This window comes from Mesorhizobium erdmanii USDA 3471, assembly GCF_000472705.1.
Taxonomy (GTDB): domain Bacteria; phylum Pseudomonadota; class Alphaproteobacteria; order Rhizobiales; family Rhizobiaceae; genus Mesorhizobium; species Mesorhizobium erdmanii.
The window spans coordinates 240,048-263,584 of record NZ_AXAE01000008.1 but is presented as its reverse complement, the minus strand read 5'-3'; the positions used below and the strand labels follow the sequence as shown (position 1 = coordinate 263,584).

Here is a 23,537-nt window from a genome sequence, read left to right as displayed (position 1 = left end):
GATCATGCTCAATCGCAGGAAACTGGCTGTCCGGGCGCTGCTTGCAGTCGTTTTCTGGCCGTCGCTGTTCTTCTTCTGGTTTCTCGGCCCATTCGTCTTTTTCCTGTTGTCGACGACGTCGAGCGAGGTTTGCCCGCTGTTGGAAAGGCGCGAGCAGTTCCTGGCTTCGGCCAATGGCACGCTGCCCATGTTGGTGCTGCAGAATCTTATCTATGCGGTTCCGATCGTCTGTCTCGTGCTTTGGAGCCGGCTCTTGCCGGACCCCGCAAGGACAGGCCGGGTCGTCATCTGCATCAAGCTTTTCGCCGTGGGCGCCATCCTGGGAGCCCTGTGGGAGTATGGCTCTTCGCTGCTCTGCGACGGCTACGGCCGGCCGTTCTTCTCACCCGCCTGGCAGATGACGAGCTATCTCCCCATCGCCAACCTGGCGGTCAACATCCCGCTCTACATACTGGTCTTCAGCCTTGGCCGCGCCTTCTCGATGCGCGATGACGACCCGGCCGCCGATGCAGTCCACCCGGATGAGACCACGTCGTAGGTGACAATCACGCCGGTGCGGGACGGAACGGCTTCAATCGCGGCCGGAAAGGCTTTAGGTTTGTCACGACTCTCGTCGCACGGGCGCCGCCGCCCGCCCGAAACAGGAATTCTGCCATGGCAATGGATGCCCACGACATTGAAAAACTGATCAAGGATGGCATACCGGACGCCCGCGTGACGATCCGCGACCTCGCCGGCGATGGCGACCATTACGCGGCCGAGGTCGTGGCCGAGAGCTTTCGGGGAAAGAGCCGCGTCCAGCAGCACCAGATGGTCTATGACGCGCTGAAGGGCAATATGGGCGGTGTGCTGCACGCACTCGCCCTCCAGACCAGCGTTCCCGACTGAGGCAGTTCCCGCCAACAACCGCTTGGCCCAAACCCGCCCATCCTTTGCGCCATTTCGGCCATGGCGCGGCTAATGTCTTGTTTCGGGCAATCTATGGGTTTATTTGAAGGACATGCTTCGAGCCTGACTCCCACGGGCGTGAAAGGATATTCCATGAGCGGTATCAACGACTACATCGACAATGAAGTGAAGGGCAACGACGTCGTGCTTTTCATGAAGGGCACGCCTGGTTTTCCGCAGTGCGGTTTTTCCGGCCAGGTCGTCCAGATCCTCGACTATATCGGCGCCGACTACAAGGGCGTGAACGTCCTGGACTCGGCCGAGCTGCGCCAGGGCATCAAGGAATACTCCAACTGGCCGACGATCCCGCAGCTCTACGTCAAAGGCGAATTCGTCGGCGGCTGCGATATCGTGCGCGAGATGTTCCAGGCCGGCGAATTGCAAACCTTCCTGGTCGAAAAGGGCGTCAGCGTCAAAGGCGCCGCCTGATTTCGGTTTTGGGCATGTCGTTACGACTGCACTGAACACCGGGGCAGCCCCACCTCGGCAATTTCTTTACGTCCCGATATCGGGACCAGACGAGCCAGTGCGCCGGCCCGCCGGCGCATTTTGCTTGAGAGATCGGATTTGCCGTGGACCAGCAATCGTCAACGCCGCAATCGGCAAGCAAACTGCCTATTCCGCGCTGGGAGTTCATTGCGCTCTGCGCCGCGCTGATGGCGCTGAATTCGCTGGCCATCGACATCATGCTGCCGGCGCTGCAGCAGATCGGCGCCTCGCTGGGCGTCGAGAATGAAAACCACAGGCAATATGTGGTCACCGCCTACATCCTTGGCTTTGGTGGCGGCCAATTGTTTTTCGGGCCTATCTCCGACCGTTTCGGCCGCCGCTCACCGCTCGTCGCCGGGCTGATCATCTATGTGGCGGCAGCCGCCGCCGCAGCCATCGCGCCAAGCTTTGAAACGCTGCTGATGTGTCGCGCCGTGCAAGGCATCGGCGCGGCCGCGACGCGCGTCATAGCGGTGTCGATCGTGCGCGACACGTTCGAAGGCCGGCGTATGGCCGAAGTGATGTCCCTGATCTTCATGGTGTTCATGGCGATACCGGTCATTGCGCCAGGGATCGGCCAGTTCATCATGCTGTTCGCGACCTGGCACTACATCTTCGTCACCATGGCCGTTGGCGCGCTGATCGTGTCGGCGTGGTCGCTGCTGCGCCTGCCTGAAACGCTGCGCCCCGAATATCGCCGGTCCCTGACGGTCGCCTCGGTCCTCGGTGGATTCCGCATCGTGCTCACCAACCGCATCGCGCTCTGCTACGCCTTTGCCAGCACCTTCATCTTTGCCGCCATGTTCGGCTTCATCGCCTCGGCACAGCAGATCTATGTCGACATCTTCGACGTCGGCGAGATGTTCCCGGTCATCTTCGCCGGCGTCGCCGGCGTACTCGCCTTCTCCAATTTTCTGAACTCACGCCTCGTCGGTCGTATCGGCATGCGTCGCCTGTCGCAGAGCGCGCTGCTTTTGTTCCTGGTGATCAGCCTGGCCTGGCTGGTGGTCTCGCTGGAAATCAAGATGCCGCTCTGGCTGTTCATCACCTTCTTTGCAGGCGCCATGCTTCCCTTCGGCGCGCTTGGCGCCAACTTCAACGCATTGGCCATGGAGCCGCTTGGTCAACTGGCCGGCACGGCGTCGTCCATCCTGGGTTTCATGCAGACGTTTCTCGGCGGCATCCTCGGCACGCTGATCGGCCAGGCTTTCAACGGCACGGTGACGCCGCTTGCCGCCGGCTTTTGCAGCGTTTCGGTCGCGGCGCTGCTGATGATCCTGATCGCCGAGCGCGGCAAGATGTTCCAGCCGCACAACCCACCGGTCTCAGGGCATGTCACCGACCTGCATTGATTTTTGCTTGCAGGCCGGATGCGCGGCTATTTGAACACCGGCGCTGGAATCAATCCTATTTGGCCCACAGTTCGCGGCGCAACTCCTGCCAGCTCTCCCGGTCGGGAGCGACCAGCAGGCCGCCGCCGACATGCGACGGCAGGTAGGCGCTGCCGTCGAAGCGCGCGGCATGACCGCCGGCCTCGGCATGGATCAGCACACCGGCCAGGTGGTCCCACGGCATCAGCTTGTTGTAGACGACGAAATGGCCATGGCCGCTCGCCAGCAAACGGTATTCGTGGGCGGCACAGCGGTAGTTGAACTGCGACAGCGTCTTGGTCTGGTTGCAGGCGAGCCGCGTGCGATCAGGCTCGGCCATGTATTGCCAGGAGACCGCGCCGGTCATCTCGGAGATCGGTGCGCTCGCCGCAACCCGCACCGTCTCCAGCGTGCCATGCGCATGGCGAATATGGCTGCCGGCGCCCTTGGCGCCGATCAGCCAGTCCTTGCCGACGGGATCATGGATAATGCCGGCGACCGTCTCACCCTTGACCACGACGCCAAGCATGACGCCGAACAGCGGCACGCCGGAGGCGAAATTGAAGGTGCCGTCGACCGGGTCGATGACGAAGGCCAGGTCGGCATCGCCCAGACCATCGAGCAGCGCCGGATCGTCGGACAGGCTTCCTCGCCGACGACCATGGCCGTGGGATAGCGCCGGCGCAGCCTGGCCGTGATCAGCCGCTCGGCGTTGACATCGGCTTCCGTAACCAGGTCGGCGGCGGAGGTCTTCTGTCTGATGTCGCCATCGCCCAGCCGGCGAAAGCGGGGCATGATCTCGGTGTCGGCGGCCTCGGCCAGCAGGCTGGCCAGCCAGTCAATCGCGGTATCGTCAAATGTCATCGGATGGGTCTTGTCCTGTGATGAGGGTCTGGTTCAGGGCGGCGAAATCGAACAGCTTCCTGTCGAGCAGATGCGACGGCCTGGTGTTGGACAACGCACGCAACATCGTGTCCTTGCGGCCGGGCATGCGCTTCTCGATGTCGTCCAGCATCGCCTTCATGGCGTTGCGCTGAAGGCCTTCCTGGCTGCCGCAGAGGTCGCAAGGGATGATCGGGAACCGCATCGCCACGGCGAATTTTTCGAGGTCGATCTCGGCGCAATAGCTCAGCGGCCGCAGCACCATGACGTCGCCTTCGTCGTTGAGCAGCTTTGGCGGCATGGCGGCGAGACGGCCGCCATGGAAGAGGTTCATGAAGAAGGTTTCGAGGATGTCTTCGCGGTGATGGCCGAGCACCAGCGCCGAACACCCCTCCTCGCGCGCGATGCGGTAGAGATGACCACGCCGCAGCCTCGAGCAGAGCGAGCAATAAGTGCTGCCCTGCGGCAGCTTGTCGGTGACCACCGAATAGGTGTCCTGGTACTCTATGCGGTGCGCAATGCCGTTGGCGTTGAGATAGTCGGGCAGGATGTGTTTTGGGAAATTCGGCTGGCCCTGGTCGAGATTGCAGGCCAAGAGTTCGACCGGCAGCAGCCCGCGCCATTTGAGGTCGAGCAGCAAGGCAAGCAGGCCGTAAGAATCCTTGCCGCCCGACAGGGCGACCAGCCAGCGCTGGCCCGGTTCCACCATCGAGAAGTCCTCGATCGCCTGACGCGTCAGGCGCAGCAGCCGCTTGCGCAATTTGTTGAACTCGACCGAGGAGGGCACATCGGCAAACAGCGGATGGGAGCCGCCTTCGGCGACCGGCTCGAGCGTCTCTATGTCTGGCTGCATGTTCATGGCGCGGCGGCCCCGGGAATGTAATGTCCGCCCGGATTAGCGCATCGGCCGGAGAATCGAAACGGCAAAGCGGAAGTACGAAACAAAAAGGCCGCCTCGAAGGGCGGCCTTTCGGTATCGCGGAAAAGCGTTCGCTTAGCGCGAATAGAATTCGACGACCAGGTTCGGTTCCATCTGGACGGCGAACGGAACGTCCGCCAGGCCAGGAATGCGCGAGAAGGTCGCGACCATCTTGTTGTGATCGGCTTCGATGTAGTCCGGCACGTCACGCTCGGCGAGGCCGACCGATTCGAGCACGATGACCAGCTGCTTCGACTTTTCACGCACTTCGACGACGTCGCCCGGCTTGCAGCGGTACGAGCCGATGTTGACGCGCTTGCCGTTGACGTTGACGTGGCCGTGGTTGACGAACTGACGCGCTGCGAAAATGGTCGGCACGAACTTGGCGCGGTAAACGACCGCATCAAGACGCGACTCGAGCAGGCCGATCAGGTTTTCCGAGGTGTCGCCCTTGCGGCGGTCGGCCTCTTCATAGACCTTGCGGAACTGCTTTTCCGAAACGTCGCCATAGTGACCCTTCAGCTTCTGCTTGGCACGCAGCTGCAGGCCGAAGTCGGAAAGCTTGCCCTTGCGGCGCTGGCCGTGCTGGCCGGGGCCGTATTCACGCTTGTTGACCGGGGACTTCGGGCGGCCCCAGATGTTTTCGCCGAGACGGCGGTCGATCTTGTATTTCGCGGATTCGCGCTTGCTCATCGCATTCCCTTTTCAAGACAATACACCCGGCACCTCATGGTCCGGGTGAAGGAAACGCGCCCTCCTCTGGCCTCCGTTTTCGAGACCTGACAGGGCTTTCCCACGCAACGCGGCGGAAAACCCACGGGACACGTCAGTTCAAACAAGACCAGGAACCAAGGCAACCGGTCTTGCGCATATAAAACAAACACCGGACATCGCTGCCCGGCGTTGGCGGCTGGTTAAACCGAGATTTAACCGGTGTCAAGCTTGTGAGTGGCGCAGCGCAACGCAACCCTATAGCGTCCACGACGTTGAGCGATGCCGGATGTAGCGGGAGGTTTTGCGCCAACGGCACCAGGAAGGGATCTGTCGCTAGAGGAGACCAATCAGCATGAAGAAGTTTTTCCTTACCTTGGCGGGCGCTGCGGTGCTTGCAGGTTCGATGGCGGTGGCGCCGGAACCGGCCATGGCGCGTCACTGGCACGGCCACAAACAAGTCTGCCGTATCATCGTGAAGAAGAGAGTGGTGTGGCGGCATGGCCACCGCAAGGTGATCGTCGAGAGGATACGGCGCTGCCACCGCTGGTGAAACCGGCTCTGGCCGGGACCATGCTTTGATATCTTGGAAGATACCAAGATCCCAGGAAGGGCCAGCGATCCGTCGCTGGCCCTTTCGCATTGAACGGCTGCCTACCACGAAGCGAACGACGCCTAATTTAGGCTCAGCCAGCACATCCACTGACGTTCCCGACTTCGTGATTGGGGAGGATCGCCGCAATTCGCTAGAAATCGAGCGTCCGCAATGGAGAAGCAGCCCTATGAAGACCGCAGCCTTGCTTTTGGTCGCGCTGCTTGCAGGCTCGACCGTACTTGTTTCGCCGGAATTGGCGGTCGCCGGCGCAAAAAAGGACTGTCACTGGCAGACGGTCACCAGGCGGGTCTGGCGCAACGGCCGCGTACACAATGTGACGACGAAGGTGAAGCGCTGTTTCCACCACCATCAATAATGGCCGCGCTACAGCGCGTCGCGTCTGAACGAATTCATGGGCCGCGCTTCAGCTCTTTGTTTTTACGCATGTCATTCTCCCAAAAGGGGCCACTTTTGGGCGACATGCCTTAGGACTTCTTCTCCGGCAGACCCTTGCGCTTGGTCTCGGCGAATTCTTCCAGTTGTTTCTCGCTCATCGATTCGTACATATCGCGTGATGCGCCCTTGAGTTCGCTCTTCTTCGTCTCGCCGCGCTTGGCGGAGAGAGCGGCGCCGGCGGCTTTCTGCTGGGCTTTCGAGGTGGCTGGCATGACGGTTTCTCCTTTGCTGTCACGAGAAACGCCGCGCTTCGGCGGCGGTTCCCTTCCCGTGTCCAGAGCGCCAGTGTAGGACGGCGGCATGAAGTCCCTGACAGACCCCTCACAAGCCCTCTCGACCGGCCTGGCGAAAATCCGCACCGAATTCCACGTGCCGGATGGGTTTCCGGCTGACGTAATGGCCGCGGCGGAGGCCGCGGCCAGACGAGTGCCGAACCAGCATGCCGACCGAAGGGCGATGTCGTTCGTGACGCTCGATCCAGCGGCCTCCACCGATCTCGACCAGGCGTTCTCGATCGAGGCGAGCAGCAGTGATCTTCTGCTGCATTACGCCATTGCCGACGTGGGCTGGTTCGTCGAGGACGGCGACGCCATCGATCGCGAAGCCTGGACGCGGGGCGAGACACTTTACTTGCCGGACGGCAAGGCCGGGCTCTACCCACCGACAATTGCCGAAGGTGCGGCAAGCCTGCTGCCGGATGGACCACGTCCGGCGGTCATCTTCACCGTCCGGGTCGCCGAGGACGGTGCGGTGAAACTGGATGGGGCGGAGCGGGCCATCATTCAAAGCCGCGCCAAGCTCGCCTATGACAGCGTAAAGGCCTCCGACGTCCCGCCCGGCTTCGCCGAACTGGCGCGGCGCATGGCGGCAAACGAAGAGCGCCGCGGCGCTTCGCGCGTAGACCCGCCCGAGCAAGAGGTGGAAAGGCTCGCCGATGGCACATTCCGGCTTTCGTTCAGGCCGGTGCTGCAAACCGAGCAGGACAACGCCGCGCTCTCGCTGGCTGCCAACATGGCGATTGCCGACGCCATGCTGGCGCACAAGACCGGGTTGTTCCGGGTGATGTCCGGGCCGGATGCGTCCAAAGTGCAAAGATTGCGCAACGCGGCACAGGCTCTCGGGCTGTCCTGGCCGGCCTCCATCGACTTGCGCGACTATCAGCGGACGCTTGATCCAACCGATCCGAAACAGGCCGCGCTGATGCTGGAAATCCGCCGCGCAGGCAACGGCGCCTCCTACCACCCCTATCAGGAAGGCGTCGTTCCCTGGCATGAGGCGATGGCGGCAACCTATGCCCACGCCACCGCGCCGCTCAGGCGGCTGGCCGATCGCTACGTCGTGCGCTGCGTTTTGGCTATCGCCAATGGCCTGCCGGTTCCGCAGGCTGTGACCGAGGCGTTCACCGGATTGCCGAAGGTGATGGGGCGCGCTGATGCCCGTGCCTCGCAGATCAACCATGCGGCCATCGACCTTGCCGAGGCGGTGATGCTCAGGGGACGCGAGGGGGAAACGTTCAAGGCCGTTGCCACCGACTTCGTCGAGAATGGCGTGCGCGTTCAGCTTGCCGATATGCCTGTCGTTGCCACCGTAAAGGCCTCCGGGCTCAGACAGGGCGACGGTCTCACGCTAAGGCTGGTCCTGGCCGACCCGGATCAACGCAGCATCGCCTTCGAGGCTGTTTGAGCGGGCGGATGTTTCCGCGACCAGTCCAAAGCCCTGCATCAGCCGGCTGACGGCGAAATCCGCCTTGCCTGAGGTGAAGACGGCGATGTCGGGTTCGCCTTGCGACAGCGGCTCGATCGGCGGCAACAGCGAAAGGGCGCGCCGGGCGATCGCCTCGGCCGGATCGATCCAGTCGACCGGCCAGGGCGCGGTCTTTCTCATGCGGTTGACCAGGAACGGATAATGCGTGCAGGCCAGCACGACGATGTCGGTCCTGCGCCCGTCATGTTCCATGAAACAGGGCGCGATCTCGGCGCGCACGGCTTCCTCGTCGACAAAGCCCTCGCGCATATAGACTTCGGCAAGTCCCGCCAGCCTGTCGCTGCCAACCAGGCGGACATGGCATTTCTGCGCCCATTTGCTGATCAGGTCGCGCGTGTATTGCCGCTTCACCGTGCCCGGTGTCGCCAGTACCGAAACCAGGCCAGAGCGCGTGCGCTCCGCCGCCGGCTTGACCGCCGGCACAGTGCCGACGAAGGGGTGGCCGGGAAATCTGTCGCGCAACGCATCGATCACCAGCGTCGAGGCGGTATTGCAGGCAATGACGGAAATCGCCGGTGCAAACCGGTCGAGCAGTCTGGCGAAGAGATCGAGTATGTGGGTGCGCAGCGCCGGTTCCTCCCAGGCGCCAAAGGGGAAAGCCGCATCGTCCGCGACATAGATGAAGCGCCGATCCGGCATCAGCACGCGCGCCTCGCGCAACACGGTCAGCCCGCCGACGCCGGAATCGAACATCAGGATCGGCTGGTCAGTCATTGTCGGTTCCCATGCCGCCCAGCGGCGGCGCGTCCTCATCGTCACCGGCAGGCCGATGCGTCTGGCGCTCGGCTTCGGCCTTGCCGGCGCGCGCGGCGGCGGCCGGAAGCCGCCTTGGATCGTCGCCCGGGGAACCGTCGCCGCGAGGCATGGCCGGCGAAAACCTGTCCAGTGACGAAATGATGCCGCGCAGCACCTTGAGCTCCGGCTCGGCAAAGCCGGCCCGCGTCAGCACGGCGCGCAGATTGTCGACCATTTTCGGCTTCTTCGGCGCCGGCCGGAAATAGCCACGCGCTTCCAACGCGCCTTCGAGATAGGCGAACAGGCCGTGCAGTTCTTCCTTGCTGGCCGGCTTCATCTCCGGGCCGGCAAAATTGGTCTTGGTCTCGTCCTCCAGACCCGACTTCATCCACTCATAGGACATCAGAAGGGCGGCCTGGGCGATGTTGAGCGAAGAGAAATCCGGATCCACGGGAAAGGTGACGATCTCGTCGGCAAGGCCGACTTCGTCATTGTAGAGGCCGAAGCGCTCGCGGCCGAACAGAATGCCGGTGCGCTGCCCCATTCCATGACGGGATCGCAGCACCCTGCCCGCCTCGACCGGCCCACGGACGGCCTTGAAGCCGTCGCGCTGCCTGGCGGTGGTGGCGAAAACGAAATTCAGGTCGGCAAGCGCCGAGGCCAGATCGTCGAACACCTTCACGGCGTCGATGACATGGTCGGCACGACTAGCGGCGGCACGCGCCTTTTCGCTCGGCCAGCCGTCGCGCGGGTTGACGAGGCGCAGTTCGGCCAGGCCGAAATTGGCCATGGCGCGTGCAACCATGCCGATGTTCTCGCCGAGCTGCGGCTCGACGAGGATGATGGCCGGGCCGGCGGATGGGATGCGCTCAGGATCTTTGGTGACGGGCATGATTGTCAATGAACTGCTGTTTGCGGCATTTCAGCGTCCCCTGCCATATTCGGCCGCGAAAATGAAGCATTCGCAAATGATGGCGGCGACAGCCTCACATTCGTGACCGATCGCCGTTTGCGCGGCCAAAAGCGCTTTGATATACGGGCGGCATCCCCCGGCCGAACGCCACGCGGGCAAGGCCGTCCCATATCCCAGCAACGAGGCATTCTTTCCATGGCGAAGATCAAGGTGGCGAACCCGGTCGTTGAACTCGACGGCGACGAGATGACCCGCATCATCTGGCAGTTCATCAAGGACAAGCTGATCCACCCTTATCTCGACCTGAAGCTCGAATATTACGACCTCGGCATCGAGCATCGCGACGCCACCAACGATCAGGTGACGATCGATTCGGCCAACGCCATCAAGAAATACGGCGTCGGCGTGAAATGCGCGACGATCACCCCCGACGAACAGCGCGTCGAGGAGTTCAAGCTGAAGAAGATGTGGAAGTCGCCGAACGGCACCATCCGCAACATCCTCGGCGGCACCATCTTCCGCGAGCCGATCATCATGAAGAACGTGCCGCGCCTGGTGCCCGGCTGGACCAAGCCGATCATCGTCGGCCGCCATGCCTTCGGCGACCAGTACCGCGCCACCGATTTCCGCTTCCCCGGCAAGGGCAAGCTGACGATCAAGTTCGTCGGCGAGGACGGTCAGGTGATCGAGCACGACGTGTTCGACGCGCCCGGCTCGGGTGTCGCCATGGCCATGTACAATCTCGACGAATCGATCCGTGAATTCGCCCGCGCCTCGCTGAACTACGGCCTGCTGCGCAACTATCCGGTCTACCTGTCGACCAAGAACACCATCCTCAAGGCCTATGACGGCCGCTTCAAGGACATCTTCCAGGAAGTCTACGAAGCTGAATTCGAGGCCGAGTTCAAGGCAAAGAAAATCTGGTACGAGCACCGCCTGATCGACGACATGGTGGCCTCCGCCCTGAAATGGTCGGGTGGCTATGTCTGGGCCTGCAAGAATTATGACGGCGACGTGCAGTCCGACACGGTGGCGCAGGGTTTCGGCTCGCTCGGCCTGATGACTTCGGTGCTGATGACGCCGGATGGCAAGACGGTGGAAGCGGAAGCCGCGCACGGCACCGTCACCCGCCACTACCGCCAGCACCAGAAGGGCGAGGAAACCTCGACCAATTCGATCGCCTCGATCTTCGCCTGGACACGCGGCCTCGCGCACCGCGCCAAGCTCGACGACAATGCCGAATTGACGCGCTTTGCCAACACGCTGGAGAAGGTCTGTATCCAGACGGTCGAGAGCGGCTTCATGACCAAGGACCTTTCGCTGCTCATCGGCCCGGACCAGCCCTGGCTGTCGACCACCGGTTTCCTCGACAAGATCGACGAGAATTTGCAGAAAGCGATGGCGTAATCTGGATTTTCGACATACCGAAGGCTCCGCGAGGAGCCTTCTTCTTTTGGGAGAAGGCAAGGGGCCGTGACCGATGACCAAGCCAATCCTCTATGGCGCGGACCATAGCGTCTATGTGCGCATCGCGCGGATGACGCTGGAGGAAAAAGGCATCGACTACGAGCTCGTGCCGGTCGATGTCTTTGCCGCCGACGGCATCCCTGGCTGGTATCTCGAACATCACCCGTTCGGCCGCATCCCGGCCTTCGAGCATGACGGGTTTCGGCTGTTCGAGACCGGTGCAATCACACGCTATGCCGACGAGGCCTTCGACGGCCCTGCGTTGCAGCCGAAGGACCCGCGTGCCCGCGCGCGGATGAATCAGATTATCGGCATGCTTGATGCCTATGCCTACCGATCGATGGTCTGGGATGTCGCCGTCGAGCGGCTGGAGAAAGAGGCGCCCGACGAGGCGATGATCGCCAGCGGGCTTTCGCATGCGAGCACGGCGCTCCGGACGCTCTCTTCGCTGAAAGCCCCGGGACCATGGCTGCTCGGCGACCAGCTGACGCTGGCCGACCTGCACGCGGCGCCGATCATCGGCTATTTCGTCAAGGTCGCCGAGGGGCAAAGCCTGCTGGCGCGGTTTGCGGATATTGAGGATTGGTATGCGCGAATGGCCGAACGCGCGAGTTTCGCCAAGACCGAAAAGGCAGATTGAGCAGCCGGCCAGACGGGCCCGGCTGAAAGCGATCGGCTAAAGCCCTATCCCGGGCCGGGTGACCATCAGCCAGAGAATGGCAAGCACGGCGGCGAAAGCCGGGAAGCCGCTCGCAAACCAGATGCGGAACAGGCGCTTTTCCTCAGGCGGCAAGGATCGATTCTCGATGGCCGCCTGCCGCGCCATATTGCGAATCCGGATCTGAATCCAGACCACCGGCAGCCAGAACAGGCCGGTCACGACATAGAGCAGCAGGGACAGCACGATCCAGCCTTCGGAGAGCGGCCAACCCACGGCCTGCGCCAACAGCACACCGGTGCTCGGCTGGACGATGACGGCCATTGCCGTAAAAATGGTGTCGGCAATGACGACCGTGCCGGCAACATGGGCAACGATATCGGCGCGGCCGGTGCGCTGCGCCATCAGCATGAAGAAGGCTATGCCGGCGCCGGTGCCGAAGAGAACCGTGGCGCCGATGACATGCAGCCAGCGCAGAGTGTCGAGCCAAAGGTTCATCGCTCTTCCAGGATCGCCAACGCCACGAGGACAAGGCACAGCGCCGGCACGGCCTTGATGATGGCGCCCAAAGGATCGAGCCACAGATCGGGTGCAAACACGGTCGCCCCGACAAGATAAAGCAAGGTGATGGCAATCATGGCCACCAGCGCAAGGTGCGCGAAGGACCGCACGAGAACCGCGACCCCGACAGCGATGTCGGCGACACTTCCGGCAAGAACCATTGCGAGCGCAAGCGTTGGCGACAGGCCATGCGAGACCAGAATGTCGGCAGCCGCATCCAGCCTGGCCAGGCCGACAACGCCGGAAACCAGCCAGAACAGCGAAAGAACCGCGAACACGATCGGCTTCAGCAACCAAAGCCGGGCGAACCATCGCTCCTGAACGTGGGCCGGCATGGCGGCGAGCTATGGCGGAAACTGGGTGATGACGGTTTGAGGAGAGCGGCGTATCGAGGCGGGTGATGAAGCCTGCCAGAACCTCTCAAGGAGAGCGATACGCCATGAACGAGACTATCAACATTGTTCGCCTTCGTCAGCCCGACGAAATCGATGATCCCCTGACAGATGTGCTTCGCAGCGGCGCGCGCAAATTGCTTGCGCAGGCGATCGAGATGGAAGCCGAGGCGTTTCTTGCCGAGATGAAGGATCTCAAGCTTGCCGATGGTCGTGACCGGATTGTCCGGCATGGTCACGCCCCGGAGCGGAGCATCCAGACGGGGATCGGGCCGGTGCCTGTCAGCCGGGTGAAGGTCCGGGATCGCGGCGCGAACGGCGAAGCGGACCGGGTGCGGTTCTCCTCATCGATCCTGCCGAAATGGGCGCGTCGGACGCGAAGTCTGGATGCGCTGCTTCCCGTTCTCTACCTGCGCGGCGTTTCGACGGGCGATTTTCAGGAAGCGCTGAGCGCGCTTGTGGGCAAGGACGCGCCGAACCTGTCACCCTCGGTGATCACGCGGCTGACGGCAGAGTGGAACGCCGATTATGAGCGTTGGCAAAAGCGCGATCTTTCGGCGCGCCGCTATGTCTATGTGTGGGCGGACGGGGTCTACCTGCAGGCGCGGATGGAAGACCAAGCCGAATGCATGCTGGTCCTGATCGGCGCCACGCCCGAGGGCAGGAAAGAACTCGTCGGTTTCCAGACCGGCATTCGCGAAAGTGCGCAAAGCTGGCGCGAGTTGCTGGTCGACGTGAAGCGGCGTGGCCTGAAGATCGCGCCCGATATTGCCGTGGGCGACGGCGCACTCGGCTTCTGGAAGGCGCTCGACGAGCTCCTTCCCGGCACCAGGCACCAACGCTGCTGGGTGCACAAGACAGCCAACGTCCTGAACAAGGTGCCGCTCTCGGTGCAGGCCAACATGAAGACGGATTTGCGCGAGATTTACGGCGCGCCGACACGCTCAGCAGCCGAAATGGCGATCGATGTGTTCGCCGAGAAATACGGCACGAAGTACAACAAGGCGGTCGACTGCCTGACGAAGGATCGCGAGACGTTGCTGGCGTTCTACGACTTCCCCGCCGAACACTGGGATCATCTGCGAACGTCGAATCCGATAGAGAGCGTCTTTGCCACCGTTCGCCACCGAACGGTGCGCACGAAGGGATCCCTGTCGTCGAAGACCGCCAGGCTGATGGTCTTCAAGCTCGTCATGGCCGCCGCCAAATCCTGGCGTCGATTGAAGGGACAAAATCAGTTGCCGAAACTGCTCGCAGGTGCCAGGTTCCAGGACGGGATCGAGGTCATCGAAATGAAGCCGCAGAGCGCCGCTTGATCAGCCTCGTCACCCAAATTCCAGCATAGCTCATGGCGGCCAGCGTAGCCTCCAGCGGTTGCAGCGGCTGGCCGACGGCCTGGTTCCAGGGCTCTGCGTCGCCAGTGACGCCGCGTGCCAGCGCGGCAAGGGCCGCGCTGCGCAAGGGCGAGCGCCAGCCAAGCCGGCCAAGGCCGTCGGCAAGGACGGAGGCAAGCCTGCCGACAATGGCGAGCACCGGCACGACCCTCACCCGTGGCAGGCCAAGCCAGCCGCGAAAGGCCAGGAGAACATCGGCGAGCGAGCGCGCTTCGGTTTCGACGAGATCGAGAACGGAACGGAACGGCAGCGATCCGGTGACCGCGCGCGAGACGGCTTCGGCGACGTCAGCGACCGCCACGGTCTGAATCGGCTGTCGCGCCATGACGGCCGGAATGAAACCGGGAAATGCCGCAAGGGCACGCAGCAGTGCCGTCCCGCCATAGGCGGCGGGCGCGATCACCAGGCCAGGGCGCAGGATCGTCCACTCCAGCGAAGAACTTGCGACAGCCTTGTCGCCTTGCGCCTTGGTGCTGAAAAACACATCAGCCGAAGAGAGATCGGCGCCGACCGCCGAGATCTGCGCAAAGCGGGACACACCAGTCTGTTCGCAGGCCGCCACGAGTGCCACCACCGAGCCCCGGTGGACTGCGTCGAGGCGGTCGCGCGGACCGTCCTGCAGCGCGCCTGCCGCGTTGACCACCGCGTCCATGCCCGCGACCACCGGCAGCCAGTCCTCGGCGGCAAGCAGTTTCGACATGTCTACCGCGATCCAGCGAGCCGCCGGCCGGCGCCGTTGCGCATCCCTGATATCACGACCGAGACCGGTCACATGGTGACCGTCGCGAAGCAAACGGCCAACGACAGCGTCCCCGATCAAACCATAGCCGCCGAGGACGAGAATTTTCATGTCATGGCTTTCAGGCGGCTTCGAGCGCCGCCTTTACAGCCGCGATCGCATCATTGGCCTTCGATGCGTCGGGGCCACCGGCCTGCGCCATATCCGGGCGCCCGCCGCCGCCCTGCCCGCCCAAGGCGGCGGAGGCGACACGCACCAGGTCGACGGCGCTGAAGCGGCCGACGAGATCGTCGGTGACGGCGACCACAACGCTTGCCTTGTTGTCCTCGCCGGCGCCGACGAAGACGACGACGCCGGAGCCGAGCGAGGTCTTGCCGGCGTCCGCCAGCGGCTTCAGATCCTTCGGCGAGACGCCGGAGACCGACTTGCCGAGGAAGCCGACGCCCGCGACCGTCTCATTCTCCGAGGGCGCACCGGCCGCGGCACCGCCGCCCAGCGCCAGTTTCTTGCGTGCTTCGGTCAGTTCCTTCTCGAGCTTCTTGCGCTCGTCGAGCAGCGCCTCGACGCGCGCCGGCACGTCGGCCGGTGAAATCTTCAGCACGGCTGCCGCCGCCTTCAGACGCCTGTCCTGCTCGTCGAGATGCTTGCGAGCGGCTTCGCCGGTCAATGCCTCGATACGGCGCACGCCGGCGGCGACCGCGCTGTCCGATACGACGCGCACCAAGCCGATATCGCCGGTCGCCCTGACATGCGTACCGCCGCAGAGTTCGACGGAATAGGGCCGTTTGGCCTTGACGCCATGCAGGCCCGTGCCCATCGACACGACACGCACCTCGTCGCCGTATTTCTCGCCGAACAGCGCCATGGCGCCCTCGGCAATAGCGTCGTCGACCGACATCAGGCGCGTGGTCACCGGGCTGTTCTGCACGACGATCTCGTTGGCCATGCGCTCGACTTCCTCAAGCTCCTCGGCCGAGATCGGCTTGTTGTGCGAGATGTCGAAACGCAGGCGCTCGGGCGCCACCAGTGAGCCTTTTTGCGCGACATGGGTGCCCAGCACCTCGCGCAGCGCCTCGTGGATCAGATGCGTGGCGGAGTGATTGGCACGTAGCCTGGTGCGGCGTGCATGATCGACCTTCAGCTCGACGGCAGCGCCCGTCTTGACGGTGCCGCTCGCCACCTTGCCGAGATGCACGAACAGCCCATCGGCCTTCTTCTGCGTGTCGGAAATGTCTATCGAGAAGCCTTCGCCCGAGATAATGCCGGTGTCGCCCATCTGGCCGCCGGACTCGCCATAGAACGGCGTCTGGTTGACGACCACCGCGACGGCGTCGCCCTTGCCGGCGCTGTCGACCGCCTTGCCGTCCTTGACCAGCACCTGGATCAGGCCCTCCGCCTGTTCGGTCTCGTAGCCGAGGAATTCGGTGGCGCCGGCCTTTTCACGCACCGAGAACCAAACTGTCTCGGTGGCGGCCTCGCCTGACCCCGCCCAGTGCTTGCGCGCCTCTGCCTTCTGCTGCTCCATCGCATTGGTGAAGCCGGCAAGATCGACCGAGATGTTGCGCTGGCGCAGCGCATCCTGCGTGAGATCAAGCGGGAAGCCGTAGGTGTCGTAGAGCTTGAACGCCGTCTCGCCGTCCAGCATGTCGCCGGCGTGCAGTGTCTCCGTCGCCTCCGAGAGCAGGCCGAGGCCGCGCACCAGCGTCTTGCGGAACCTGGTTTCCTCGAGCTTCAGCGTCTCTGTGATCAGCTGTTCGCCGCGCAGCAGTTCCGGATAGGCCTGGCCCATCTCGCGCACCAGCGCCGGCACCAGCTTCCACATCAGCGGCTCGTTGGCGCCGAGCAACTGTGCATGGCGCATGGCGCGGCGCATGATGCGGCGCAGCACATAGCCGCGGCCTTCGTTCGACGGCAAGACGCCGTCGGCCACCAGGAAGGAGGACGAGCGCAGATGATCGGCGATGACGCGGTAGGACGCGACCGTTTCCGCATCCGGAGCGCGCCCGAGGGCGGAGGACGCCGCATCGATCAGGTGCCGGAACAGGTCGGTCTCAAAGACGCTTTCCACCCCTTGCAGGATGGAGGCCATGCGCTCCAGGCCCATGCCTGTGTCGATGGACGGGCGCGGCAGGTCGACGCGCTCTTCCTTCGTCACCTGTTCATACTGCATGAACACCAGATTCCAGAATTCGAGGAAGCGGTCGCCGTCCTCCTCGGGACTTCCGGGAGGGCCGCCCCAGATGTGCTCGCCACGGTCGATGAAGATTTCCGAGCACGGTCCGCAAGGTCCGGTGTCACCCATCGCCCAGAAATTGTCCGAGGTCGGGATGCGGATGATGCGATCGTCCGAGAAGCCGGCGATCTTCTTCCAGAAGCCGGCCGCCTCATCGTCCGTGTGATAGACGGTGACCAGCAGCTTGTCCTTCTTGAGCCCGAATTCCCTGGTGATCAAGTTCCAGGCAAGCTCGATGGCGCGCTCCTTGAAATAGTCTCCGAAGGAGAAATTGCCGAGCATCTCGAAGAAAGTCAGATGGCGCGCGGTGTAGCCGACATTGTCGAGGTCGTTGTGCTTGCCGCCGGCGCGAACGCTCTTCTGGGCGGTTGTGGCGCGCGAATAGGACCGCTTCTCCAGACCCGTGAAGACGTTCTTGAACTGCACCATGCCGGCATTGGTGAACATCAATGTCGGATCGTTGCGCGGCACGAGCGGGCTCGAGGCCACGACCTCGTGGCCTTCCTTGCGGAAATAGTCGAGAAATGTCGACCGGATCTCGTTCACGCCACTCATGACTGCTGCCTTTTCGCGAAAACCGCCGGCAAGGCCGGCGGAGACTGGTCCCTGCTTGTCCAGAGATAGACTTGGCCTTTTAGCGGGCACGCCCGAGCCTGTCCAGAAACACAAAATTGGGCCAACCGAGGCGCTGTCAGGCCGGCTTCACGGCGCCCAAAAACAAAAACCGCCGGCGCGAGGCCGGCGGTTTTGAACGCGGTACCAAAGAACTCAATTACTTAAGCTTCAGATCATAGACCGACTTTATGGCCGAACTCTGTCCGTTGCCTACATCGCGCCGGCTTCGTCCTCAAAACCGTCGTCGCCGTTCCCTTCAGAACCACCATTTTCGAGGAATTTTTCGGCTATCAGCCCGGCATTCTGTCTCAGCGCCAGTTCGATCTCGCGTGCGGTATCGGGATTGTCGCGCAGGAACAGCTTTGCATTTTCGCGGCCCTGGCCAAGACGCTGCGAATTGTAGGAGAACCAGGCACCCGACTTCTCGACCACGCCGGCCTTGACGCCGAGATCGACCAGTTCGCCGGTCTTGGACACGCCCTCGCCATACATGATGTCGAACTCGACCACCTTAAAGGGCGGCGCCAGCTTGTTCTTGACCACCTTGACGCGGGTCTGGTTGCCGACGACCTCGTCGCGATCCTTGACCGAGCCGATGCGGCGGATGTCGAGGCGCACCGACGCGTAGAACTTCAGCGCATTGCCGCCGGTCGTGGTCTCGGGCGAACCGAACATGACGCCAATCTTCATGCGGATCTGGTTGATGAAGATGACCATGGTGTTGGAGCGCGAGATCGAGGCGGTCAGCTTGCGCAGCGCCTGGCTCATCAAACGCGCTTGAAGACCGGGCAGCGAATCGCCCATCTCGCCCTCGATTTCGGCGCGTGGCGTCAGCGCCGCGACCGAATCGACCACCAGCACGTCGATGGCGCCCGAACGCACCAGCGTGTCGCAGATTTCCAGCGCCTGCTCGCCGGTGTCGGGCTGAGAGATCAGGAGGTTTTCAAGGTCAACGCCAAGCTTGCGGGCATAGACCGGATCGAGCGCGTGTTCGGCATCGACGAAGGCGCAGATGCCGCCCTTCTTCTGGGCTTCGGCCACCGTGTGCAGCGCCAGCGTCGTCTTGCCCGAGCTTTCCGGGCCGTAGATCTCGATGATGCGGCCGCGCGGCAGGCCGCCGACGCCGAGCGCGATATCGAGGCCGAGCGAACCGGTCGGCACCGTTTCGATCTCGACGACCTGCTCGTTCGCGCCGAGCCGCATGATCGAGCCCTTGCCGAAAGCCCGCTCGATTTGCGACAGCGCCGCATCCAGAGCCTTTGATTTGTCCACTGCCTTGTCCTCTACAAGCCGCAAAGAATTCTGAGCCATGATACATCACCCCTTGGTCGTCAATGAAGGCCGGACAATCCGTAATCCCTGTGAATTTGTACCTTTTTTGTTCTCGTTTGGCAAGAGGGCTCAAATAATTGAAAAACAAAAGATATCCCGATTTGTTCTTTTTTCGTACCAAATGATCGAACACGGATGTATCCCCTTGAAACATGTAGTGGGAAATGCTACATAATCAGACATGAGCAACAAACTCCCCACCCTTCGTCAGTTCCAAGAGCGATTCGTTTCTGAAGACGCCTGCCTCGAACACCTCATGGTGACGCGGTACGGCGAACGGCATGAATGCGCCAAGTGCCATCGCGTGGCCAAATTCCACCGCGTGAAGGCTCGCCGCTGCTACGAGTGCGACTTCTGCGGTGCGCAGGTCTATCCGACCGCTGGCACGCCGTTCGAAGCCACGCGCACGTCATTGCGCGACTGGTTTACCGTCATGTTCCTGTTCTGCTCATCCCGCAACGGCGTCTCGGCGAAGGAAGTTCAGCGCACCATTGGCGTGACCTACAAGACGGCTTGGCGCATGTGCAACCTGATCCGCCAGTACATGGGCTATGTCGATGGCGACAACCCACTTGGCGGCAAGGATGGCGGCATTGTGGAGGCCGACGAGATGTTTTTCGGCGGCGTCGATAAGCGCGGCGAAGACGATAAGGCGGTTATCTTTGGTGCCATCGAGCGCGGCGGCGATGTGGTTACGCAAGTTCTCCCCAGCCGCAAGGCTCGCCACATCATGCCTGCCATTTTCAAGTGGGTTAAACAGGGCTCGCGCATCGCTACCGACGAAATGCTCTCATACGGTGAATTGGCGGAAAACGGCTACATGCACGGCACCGTCAATCACAGTGCCGGCGAGTACGTGAACGGGCAGGTTCACACCAACAACATCGAAGCTTTCTGGTCGCACGTTAGGCGTTCGATGGCCGGGACTTACGTTTCGGTTTCGAAGAAGTGGTTGCAGACTTACCTTTGGGAGTTCGAATACCGGCAGAACCTTCGTCAGGAACCGCACCTGATGCTTGACCTCTTGCTGCAATCGTTCCCGCGCCCGGAACGGTGAGGGCTGGCTTGGTAGCCATCGCTCTTAGAAGCCGATCAAAGCGGCGGTCAATTTCAGTTTCATTCGACAACGTTAAACTCCTCAAGTGCATCCGGGTAGGGTGATAGGCCCTTCCTGACGCGCAAGGCTGGCAATGACACATCAAGCTTCTTCGCCAACTCGGGGTACGTTATCCCCGGGTGTCTCGCCTCTATGTGGCGGATAAGATCATGAGGCATGAGGATATTCGCCGCAAACTGATTTGCTTGAGTCTCGTGCCGGCGCTCAAGCGGCGTTGTTTCGTAAATCTTTTCGTCTGGCGATCTGTAGGCAGGACTGTCCGCTACGCCATCGCCGATAAGATCGCGATGATAAAGGAAGTGACCGATCTCATGGGCGATTGTGAACCGCTGACGTACGGGCGATTCATCGTCGTTCACGACGATGAGGTATTGGTCGGCGTCCACCTTCTGGATTTTTCCAGAAATCTTGTCGCCGAGAGCGCTGAAAACAATATCTAGGCCAAGCTCCGACGCAATTCTCTCGACATCGACTGGCGCTGTTAGCGTATATTTTTTGATGATGTCGGTTACCTTGCTCATGGCTTTTCTTTCGGCTTTTCCCTCTCGCTATATGCCTCCGCTACATCATCCCCAGAGGGGCCCTTATTCGGAGGAATTATAAGCTCAACGTAGGTCCGAATTATGGTCGGGGCTTCCTCATTGAGGTATTTGTCCATATGCGCCTTAGCCTCTGCTTTAGCCACATCGCTTGCCGCGTCCCTGGCTCCAGACCGTACTTCTATGAAGCCGAAGATGGCGGCAATGCCAATCAGTAGTCCAAACATCGCCAAGCAAAGCGACACCACATCAAGCCGCCCGAGTTGAGAGGCGATATGGATTGCATCGAGGCCAGCTTGGCTCTTGGCTTCAGCGTAGAGCGCCGGGTCAACGAGCTGCGCTCTGAAAACCAGCAGAGCGATGGCTATTATCGAGCCGATGTGGATCGCAGCCGACAACGGCCCCCATATCCGCATAGCCTCCCCCGACGACTCGTTCTTCATATGGTGTCACTTGTAGTCATTATCCACAGTTTGTGAACAGATGGGAATAGCATCTTGACAGGATTGTTTCGGGGGTGCGACGCAGGGGCCAGCAGCGCCATCCTGCGCAATAGCGCACTATCCGAATCGAACGGGGAGCGGGCTTCTTTTCCTAGCAATTTTTACATGTTCGAAGGGGAGACATCCCATCGAACAGGAATGCGTCCAGCATTGGTCCAGCGGGCTTCGCTGTTTCGGTTCGCCGAATCGCCGCCTTGCGTGCGAGAACACCATCCTGCAGCCTGGCGCTTGTGCGGCTGCAATAACAATGGGCGTATCGCCGGCATGTTGAAATCCATAGAGATACTCGCCGTGGGCGGCGCCCATATCGACCGGCGAGGCCAGGTGTCCGGCGCTTATGTGCCGGCCGCGTCCAATCCCGGCATGATGCGCGAGGATGTCGGCGGCGGCGTCTTCAACGCGCTGCGCAGCACGGTGCGGCGCGGCGTATCGGGCTCGCTGATGTCGATGCGCGGCGGCGACGCCGCGGCGGACAGCATTTCGAGAGCCATCGCGCAAGCCGGCATTACCGATCTGTCGGCGGTCTTTCTCGACCGTACGACGCCGAGCTACACGGCATTGATCGATCGCGAGGGCGAGCTGATCGTCGGCTTTGCCGACATGGCGCTGTACGATTTGGCGTTCCCCAAGCAGATGAGGCGCTCCAAGGTCCGCGAGGCGATCGCCGCCGCCGACGCCGTGTTGTGCGATGCCAATCTGCCTTCGGCGGCACTGGAACGCCTGGTGTCGCTTGCCGCCGGCAAACCCGTATTCGCCATCGCCATTTCGCCGGCCAAGGTGACGCGGCTGATACCGGTGCTCGGCGAATTGGCCCAGCTATTCATGAACCGGCGGGAAGCCCTGGCGCTGGCCGGAGCTCATGCAAATGTCACCGAGCGAGATCTCGTCGACGGGTTGCGATGCAGCGGCCTTACCAGTGGCGTCGTGACGGCGGGCGGCGCACCGGTGCTGGGTTTCGACGCGGCCGGCGTCTTCTCGATCCTGCCGCCGCCGCCGCGAAGAGTTGCCGATGTCACCGGCGCCGGCGATGCACTGGCGGGGGCAACGATCGCGGCCCTGCTGCGCGGCTTGCCCTTGCGGGCGGCGTTGCGGGAAGGCGTCGCGGCGGCGACGCTGGCCATCGAAAGCGCGGACGCCGTTGCCGATTTCACCGCGGCAAGCTTCGCGGAAGCGCTGGCCCTTGTGCCGGATGCCAGGGAAGTGGCATGAGACCGGCAAATTCATAGTGCCGGAGTGCCGCGTGCGCGTCCCGATGGATGCACGCACACCGGGTTGGAGATTAGAGATGACGCCAGAGACCGCCCGCCCCTTCATCGACGTTCACGCGCCGGTGGCGCAAGCCCTGGCAGCCGGACGCCCGGTTGTGGCGCTGGAAAGCACCATTATCACCCATGGCATGCCCTACCCCGACAATGGCGCCATGGCGGCCAATGTCGAGAAGATCATCAGTGACGGCGGCGCCGTGCCGGCGACGATCGCCGTGGTCGGAGGCCGCATCAAGATCGGCCTTTCCGACGGCGAACGCGAATCGCTGGCCATGACCGGCGACGCCATGAAGCTGTCGCGCGCCGACCTCGGCTTCGCCGTCGCGCAGGGGCGCACGGGCGGCACGACAGTCGCCGCGACGATGATCGCGGCCCACATGGTCGGGATAAAAGTGTTCGCCACCGGCGGCATCGGCGGCGTCCACAAGGGCGCGGAAAAGAGCTTTGATATCTCGGCCGACCTCGACGAGCTGGCGCGCACGCCGGTCATCGTCGTGTCGGCCGGCGCCAAGGCCATTCTCGACATCGAAAAGACGCTGGAAGTCCTGGAGACGCGCGGCGTGCCCGTCGTCGGCCACGGCTGCGAGACCATGCCGGCTTTCTGGTCACGGCAGTCGCCGTTTCGCGCGCCGCTGACCTTGTACAAACCGGAAGAGATCGCGCATTTCTACCAAACCAGGGTTGCGCTGGGTCTCGGCGGCGGCCTGCTGGTCGCCAATCCGGTGCCGGAAAATCACGAAATCCCGGCTGGCGAGATGGCCGGCTACATCGAGGCCGCGCAGAAAGCCGCCGAGGCGCTCAACGTGACGGGCAAGGCGGTGACACCGTATTTGCTGGGAAAAATCCTGGAGCTGACCGGTGGCCGGAGCCTGAAGACCAACATCGCGCTGGTCGAAAACAATGCAAGGCTGGCGGCCGTGATCGCCAAGGCGCTGTAGTT

Annotated in this window: 25 protein-coding genes and 1 pseudogene; 13 read left to right on the top strand and 13 right to left on the bottom strand. The window is 62.5% G+C overall.

Features of this window, described 5'->3' with window-relative positions:
- Positions 1-4 precede the first annotated feature (4 nt).
- The 4 genes from A3AU_RS0103905 to A3AU_RS0103890 all read left to right on the top strand — a co-directional run bounded on the left by A3AU_RS0103905 (position 5) and on the right by A3AU_RS0103890 (position 2,789).
- A complete protein-coding gene (locus tag A3AU_RS0103905; protein ID WP_032916781.1) occupies positions 5-538 on the top strand; it encodes a hypothetical protein in 534 nt (177 codons plus the stop codon).
- 116 nt (positions 539-654) lie between these two features.
- Positions 655-888, top strand: a complete 234-nt coding sequence (locus tag A3AU_RS0103900; RefSeq protein WP_015318146.1) for a BolA/IbaG family iron-sulfur metabolism protein — start codon at positions 655-657, stop codon at positions 886-888.
- A gap of 153 nt (positions 889-1,041) precedes the next feature.
- Positions 1,042-1,377 carry a Grx4 family monothiol glutaredoxin gene (grxD, locus tag A3AU_RS0103895; protein ID WP_013532137.1) on the top strand — a complete coding sequence of 112 codons (336 nt, stop codon included), beginning with the start codon at positions 1,042-1,044 and terminating at the stop codon, positions 1,375-1,377.
- Between the two features lie 227 nt (positions 1,378-1,604).
- Entirely contained in the window at positions 1,605-2,789 is a 1,185-nt protein-coding gene (locus A3AU_RS0103890; RefSeq protein WP_418001061.1) for a multidrug effflux MFS transporter, read from the top strand.
- Positions 2,790-2,844: 55 nt separating this feature from the next.
- Here A3AU_RS0103890 and A3AU_RS1000000136765 read toward each other — a convergent pair.
- From A3AU_RS1000000136765 to rpsD, 3 genes and pseudogenes are all read right to left on the bottom strand, one after another.
- Positions 2,845-3,671, bottom strand: a pseudogene (locus A3AU_RS1000000136765) (inositol monophosphatase family protein).
- Complete coding sequence (ttcA, locus tag A3AU_RS0103880) at positions 3,661-4,548, bottom strand: tRNA 2-thiocytidine(32) synthetase TtcA (protein ID WP_027051626.1); 888 nt, start codon at positions 4,546-4,548, stop codon at positions 3,661-3,663. Before ttcA ends, A3AU_RS1000000136765 begins: the two are co-directional and overlap by 11 nt.
- A 135-nt stretch (positions 4,549-4,683) precedes the next feature.
- The gene (rpsD, locus tag A3AU_RS0103875) at positions 4,684-5,301 is read right to left on the bottom strand and encodes a 30S ribosomal protein S4 (protein WP_013895883.1); all 618 of its coding nucleotides are present in this window, start codon (positions 5,299-5,301) and stop codon (positions 4,684-4,686) included.
- Positions 5,302-5,674: 373 nt separating this feature from the next.
- On the opposite strand from rpsD, the gene A3AU_RS0103870 reads away from it, so the two are divergent.
- A complete protein-coding gene (locus tag A3AU_RS0103870) occupies positions 5,675-5,872 on the top strand; it encodes a hypothetical protein (RefSeq protein ID WP_027051625.1) in 198 nt (65 codons plus the stop codon).
- A gap of 229 nt (positions 5,873-6,101) precedes the next feature.
- Positions 6,102-6,290: a hypothetical protein gene (locus A3AU_RS0103865; protein ID WP_027051624.1), complete on the top strand. Its 189-nt coding sequence runs from the start codon at positions 6,102-6,104 to the stop codon at positions 6,288-6,290.
- A 109-nt stretch (positions 6,291-6,399) separates the two neighbouring features.
- Here A3AU_RS0103865 and A3AU_RS0103860 read toward each other — a convergent pair whose 3' ends face one another.
- The gene (locus A3AU_RS0103860; protein ID WP_027051623.1) at positions 6,400-6,582 is read right to left on the bottom strand and encodes a DUF3008 family protein; all 183 of its coding nucleotides are present in this window, start codon (positions 6,580-6,582) and stop codon (positions 6,400-6,402) included.
- A gap of 88 nt (positions 6,583-6,670) precedes the next feature.
- Here A3AU_RS0103860 and A3AU_RS0103855 point away from each other — a divergent pair, with 88 nt between their 5' ends.
- A complete protein-coding gene (locus tag A3AU_RS0103855; RefSeq protein ID WP_027051622.1) occupies positions 6,671-8,053 on the top strand; it encodes an RNB domain-containing ribonuclease in 1,383 nt (460 codons plus the stop codon).
- On the opposite strand, the gene murI is transcribed toward A3AU_RS0103855, so the two are convergent.
- Both murI and A3AU_RS0103845 read right to left on the bottom strand, forming a co-directional pair.
- Entirely contained in the window at positions 7,997-8,848 is an 852-nt protein-coding gene (gene murI / locus A3AU_RS01000000134895) for a glutamate racemase (RefSeq protein WP_032916777.1), read from the bottom strand. The genes A3AU_RS0103855 and murI overlap by 57 nt on opposite strands.
- The gene (locus A3AU_RS0103845; protein WP_027051621.1) at positions 8,841-9,761 is read right to left on the bottom strand and encodes an RNA methyltransferase; all 921 of its coding nucleotides are present in this window, start codon (positions 9,759-9,761) and stop codon (positions 8,841-8,843) included. Before A3AU_RS0103845 ends, murI begins: the two co-directional genes overlap by 8 nt.
- A 216-nt stretch (positions 9,762-9,977) precedes the next feature.
- Between A3AU_RS0103845 and A3AU_RS0103835 the strand changes: the two genes are divergently transcribed.
- Together A3AU_RS0103835 and A3AU_RS0103830 are read left to right on the top strand one after the other, a co-directional pair.
- Entirely contained in the window at positions 9,978-11,189 is a 1,212-nt protein-coding gene (locus tag A3AU_RS0103835; RefSeq protein ID WP_027051620.1) for an NADP-dependent isocitrate dehydrogenase, read from the top strand.
- A gap of 73 nt (positions 11,190-11,262) precedes the next feature.
- On the top strand, positions 11,263-11,889 hold the full coding sequence (locus A3AU_RS0103830) for a glutathione S-transferase family protein (protein ID WP_027051619.1): 627 nt from the start codon (positions 11,263-11,265) through the stop codon (positions 11,887-11,889).
- 36 nt (positions 11,890-11,925) lie between these two features.
- Here the strand turns inward: A3AU_RS0103830 and A3AU_RS0103825 are convergent, their stop codons facing one another.
- Together A3AU_RS0103825 and A3AU_RS0103820 are read right to left on the bottom strand one after the other, a co-directional pair.
- On the bottom strand, positions 11,926-12,405 hold the full coding sequence (locus A3AU_RS0103825) for a DUF2269 family protein (protein WP_027051618.1): 480 nt from the start codon (positions 12,403-12,405) through the stop codon (positions 11,926-11,928).
- The gene (locus tag A3AU_RS0103820) at positions 12,402-12,746 is read right to left on the bottom strand and encodes a DoxX-like family protein (protein WP_245235410.1); all 345 of its coding nucleotides are present in this window, start codon (positions 12,744-12,746) and stop codon (positions 12,402-12,404) included. Before A3AU_RS0103820 ends, A3AU_RS0103825 begins: the two co-directional genes overlap by 4 nt.
- Before the next feature lie 161 nt (positions 12,747-12,907).
- On the opposite strand from A3AU_RS0103820, the gene A3AU_RS0103815 reads away from it, so the two are divergent.
- Positions 12,908-14,176 carry an IS256 family transposase gene (locus tag A3AU_RS0103815; protein WP_027051616.1) on the top strand — a complete coding sequence of 423 codons (1,269 nt, stop codon included), beginning with the start codon at positions 12,908-12,910 and terminating at the stop codon, positions 14,174-14,176.
- On the opposite strand, the gene A3AU_RS01000000134890 is transcribed toward A3AU_RS0103815, so the two are convergent.
- The 3 genes from A3AU_RS01000000134890 to recA all read right to left on the bottom strand — a co-directional run bounded on the left by A3AU_RS01000000134890 (position 14,145) and on the right by recA (position 19,152).
- Entirely contained in the window at positions 14,145-15,104 is a 960-nt protein-coding gene (locus A3AU_RS01000000134890; RefSeq protein WP_245235409.1) for an NAD(P)H-binding protein, read from the bottom strand. The genes A3AU_RS0103815 and A3AU_RS01000000134890 overlap by 32 nt on opposite strands.
- Before the next feature lie 10 nt (positions 15,105-15,114).
- Positions 15,115-17,781 (bottom strand): alanine--tRNA ligase, encoded by a 2,667-nt coding sequence (gene alaS, locus A3AU_RS0103805; RefSeq protein WP_027051615.1) that lies wholly within the window; start codon positions 17,779-17,781, stop codon positions 15,115-15,117.
- A gap of 270 nt (positions 17,782-18,051) precedes the next feature.
- On the bottom strand, positions 18,052-19,152 hold the full coding sequence (recA, locus tag A3AU_RS0103800) for a recombinase RecA (RefSeq protein WP_013895892.1): 1,101 nt from the start codon (positions 19,150-19,152) through the stop codon (positions 18,052-18,054).
- Positions 19,153-19,354: 202 nt separating this feature from the next.
- On the opposite strand from recA, the gene A3AU_RS0103795 reads away from it, so the two are divergent.
- Positions 19,355-20,230, top strand: a complete 876-nt coding sequence (locus A3AU_RS0103795) for an IS1595 family transposase (protein ID WP_027051614.1) — start codon at positions 19,355-19,357, stop codon at positions 20,228-20,230.
- Between the two features lie 59 nt (positions 20,231-20,289).
- Here A3AU_RS0103795 and A3AU_RS01000000134885 read toward each other — a convergent pair whose 3' ends face one another.
- Entirely contained in the window at positions 20,290-20,811 is a 522-nt protein-coding gene (locus A3AU_RS01000000134885) for an ImmA/IrrE family metallo-endopeptidase (protein ID WP_051355273.1), read from the bottom strand.
- The gene (locus tag A3AU_RS0103785; RefSeq protein ID WP_027051613.1) at positions 20,808-21,272 is read right to left on the bottom strand and encodes a hypothetical protein; all 465 of its coding nucleotides are present in this window, start codon (positions 21,270-21,272) and stop codon (positions 20,808-20,810) included. Before A3AU_RS0103785 ends, A3AU_RS01000000134885 begins: the two co-directional genes overlap by 4 nt.
- Before the next feature lie 324 nt (positions 21,273-21,596).
- On the opposite strand from A3AU_RS0103785, the gene A3AU_RS0103780 reads away from it, so the two are divergent.
- The gene (locus A3AU_RS0103780; RefSeq protein WP_027051612.1) at positions 21,597-22,541 is read left to right on the top strand and encodes a carbohydrate kinase family protein; all 945 of its coding nucleotides are present in this window, start codon (positions 21,597-21,599) and stop codon (positions 22,539-22,541) included.
- Between the two features lie 76 nt (positions 22,542-22,617).
- Positions 22,618-23,535 (top strand): pseudouridine-5'-phosphate glycosidase, encoded by a 918-nt coding sequence (locus tag A3AU_RS0103775; RefSeq protein ID WP_027051611.1) that lies wholly within the window; start codon positions 22,618-22,620, stop codon positions 23,533-23,535.
- Positions 23,536-23,537 lie beyond the last annotated feature (2 nt).

Bases quoted from the DNA above. Each gene is read 5' to 3' on its own strand.
- A3AU_RS0103905 (WP_032916781.1), top strand. From the start codon at position 5: ATGCTCAATCGCAGGAAACTGGCTGTCCGGGCGCTGCTTGCAGTCGTT.
- A3AU_RS0103900 (WP_015318146.1), top strand. From the start codon at position 655: ATGGCAATGGATGCCCACGACATTGAAAAACTGATCAAGGATGGCATA.
- grxD (WP_013532137.1), top strand. From the start codon at position 1,042: ATGAGCGGTATCAACGACTACATCGACAATGAAGTGAAGGGCAACGAC.
- A3AU_RS0103890 (WP_418001061.1), top strand. From the start codon at position 1,605: ATGGCGCTGAATTCGCTGGCCATCGACATCATGCTGCCGGCGCTGCAG.
- ttcA (WP_027051626.1), bottom strand. From the start codon at position 4,548: ATGAACATGCAGCCAGACATAGAGACGCTCGAGCCGGTCGCCGAAGGC.
- rpsD (WP_013895883.1), bottom strand. From the start codon at position 5,301: ATGAGCAAGCGCGAATCCGCGAAATACAAGATCGACCGCCGTCTCGGC.
- A3AU_RS0103870 (WP_027051625.1), top strand. From the start codon at position 5,675: ATGAAGAAGTTTTTCCTTACCTTGGCGGGCGCTGCGGTGCTTGCAGGT.
- A3AU_RS0103865 (WP_027051624.1), top strand. From the start codon at position 6,102: ATGAAGACCGCAGCCTTGCTTTTGGTCGCGCTGCTTGCAGGCTCGACC.
- A3AU_RS0103860 (WP_027051623.1), bottom strand. From the start codon at position 6,582: ATGCCAGCCACCTCGAAAGCCCAGCAGAAAGCCGCCGGCGCCGCTCTC.
- A3AU_RS0103855 (WP_027051622.1), top strand. From the start codon at position 6,671: ATGAAGTCCCTGACAGACCCCTCACAAGCCCTCTCGACCGGCCTGGCG.
- murI (WP_032916777.1), bottom strand. From the start codon at position 8,848: ATGACTGACCAGCCGATCCTGATGTTCGATTCCGGCGTCGGCGGGCTG.
- A3AU_RS0103845 (WP_027051621.1), bottom strand. From the start codon at position 9,761: ATGCCCGTCACCAAAGATCCTGAGCGCATCCCATCCGCCGGCCCGGCC.
- A3AU_RS0103835 (WP_027051620.1), top strand. From the start codon at position 9,978: ATGGCGAAGATCAAGGTGGCGAACCCGGTCGTTGAACTCGACGGCGAC.
- A3AU_RS0103830 (WP_027051619.1), top strand. From the start codon at position 11,263: ATGACCAAGCCAATCCTCTATGGCGCGGACCATAGCGTCTATGTGCGC.
- A3AU_RS0103825 (WP_027051618.1), bottom strand. From the start codon at position 12,405: ATGAACCTTTGGCTCGACACTCTGCGCTGGCTGCATGTCATCGGCGCC.
- A3AU_RS0103815 (WP_027051616.1), top strand. From the start codon at position 12,908: ATGAACGAGACTATCAACATTGTTCGCCTTCGTCAGCCCGACGAAATC.
- A3AU_RS01000000134890 (WP_245235409.1), bottom strand. From the start codon at position 15,104: ATGAAAATTCTCGTCCTCGGCGGCTATGGTTTGATCGGGGACGCTGTC.
- alaS (WP_027051615.1), bottom strand. From the start codon at position 17,781: ATGAGTGGCGTGAACGAGATCCGGTCGACATTTCTCGACTATTTCCGC.
- recA (WP_013895892.1), bottom strand. From the start codon at position 19,152: ATGGCTCAGAATTCTTTGCGGCTTGTAGAGGACAAGGCAGTGGACAAA.
- A3AU_RS0103795 (WP_027051614.1), top strand. From the start codon at position 19,355: ATGAGCAACAAACTCCCCACCCTTCGTCAGTTCCAAGAGCGATTCGTT.
- A3AU_RS01000000134885 (WP_051355273.1), bottom strand. From the start codon at position 20,811: ATGAGCAAGGTAACCGACATCATCAAAAAATATACGCTAACAGCGCCA.
- A3AU_RS0103785 (WP_027051613.1), bottom strand. From the start codon at position 21,272: ATGAAGAACGAGTCGTCGGGGGAGGCTATGCGGATATGGGGGCCGTTG.
- A3AU_RS0103780 (WP_027051612.1), top strand. From the start codon at position 21,597: ATGTTGAAATCCATAGAGATACTCGCCGTGGGCGGCGCCCATATCGAC.
- A3AU_RS0103775 (WP_027051611.1), top strand. From the start codon at position 22,618: ATGACGCCAGAGACCGCCCGCCCCTTCATCGACGTTCACGCGCCGGTG.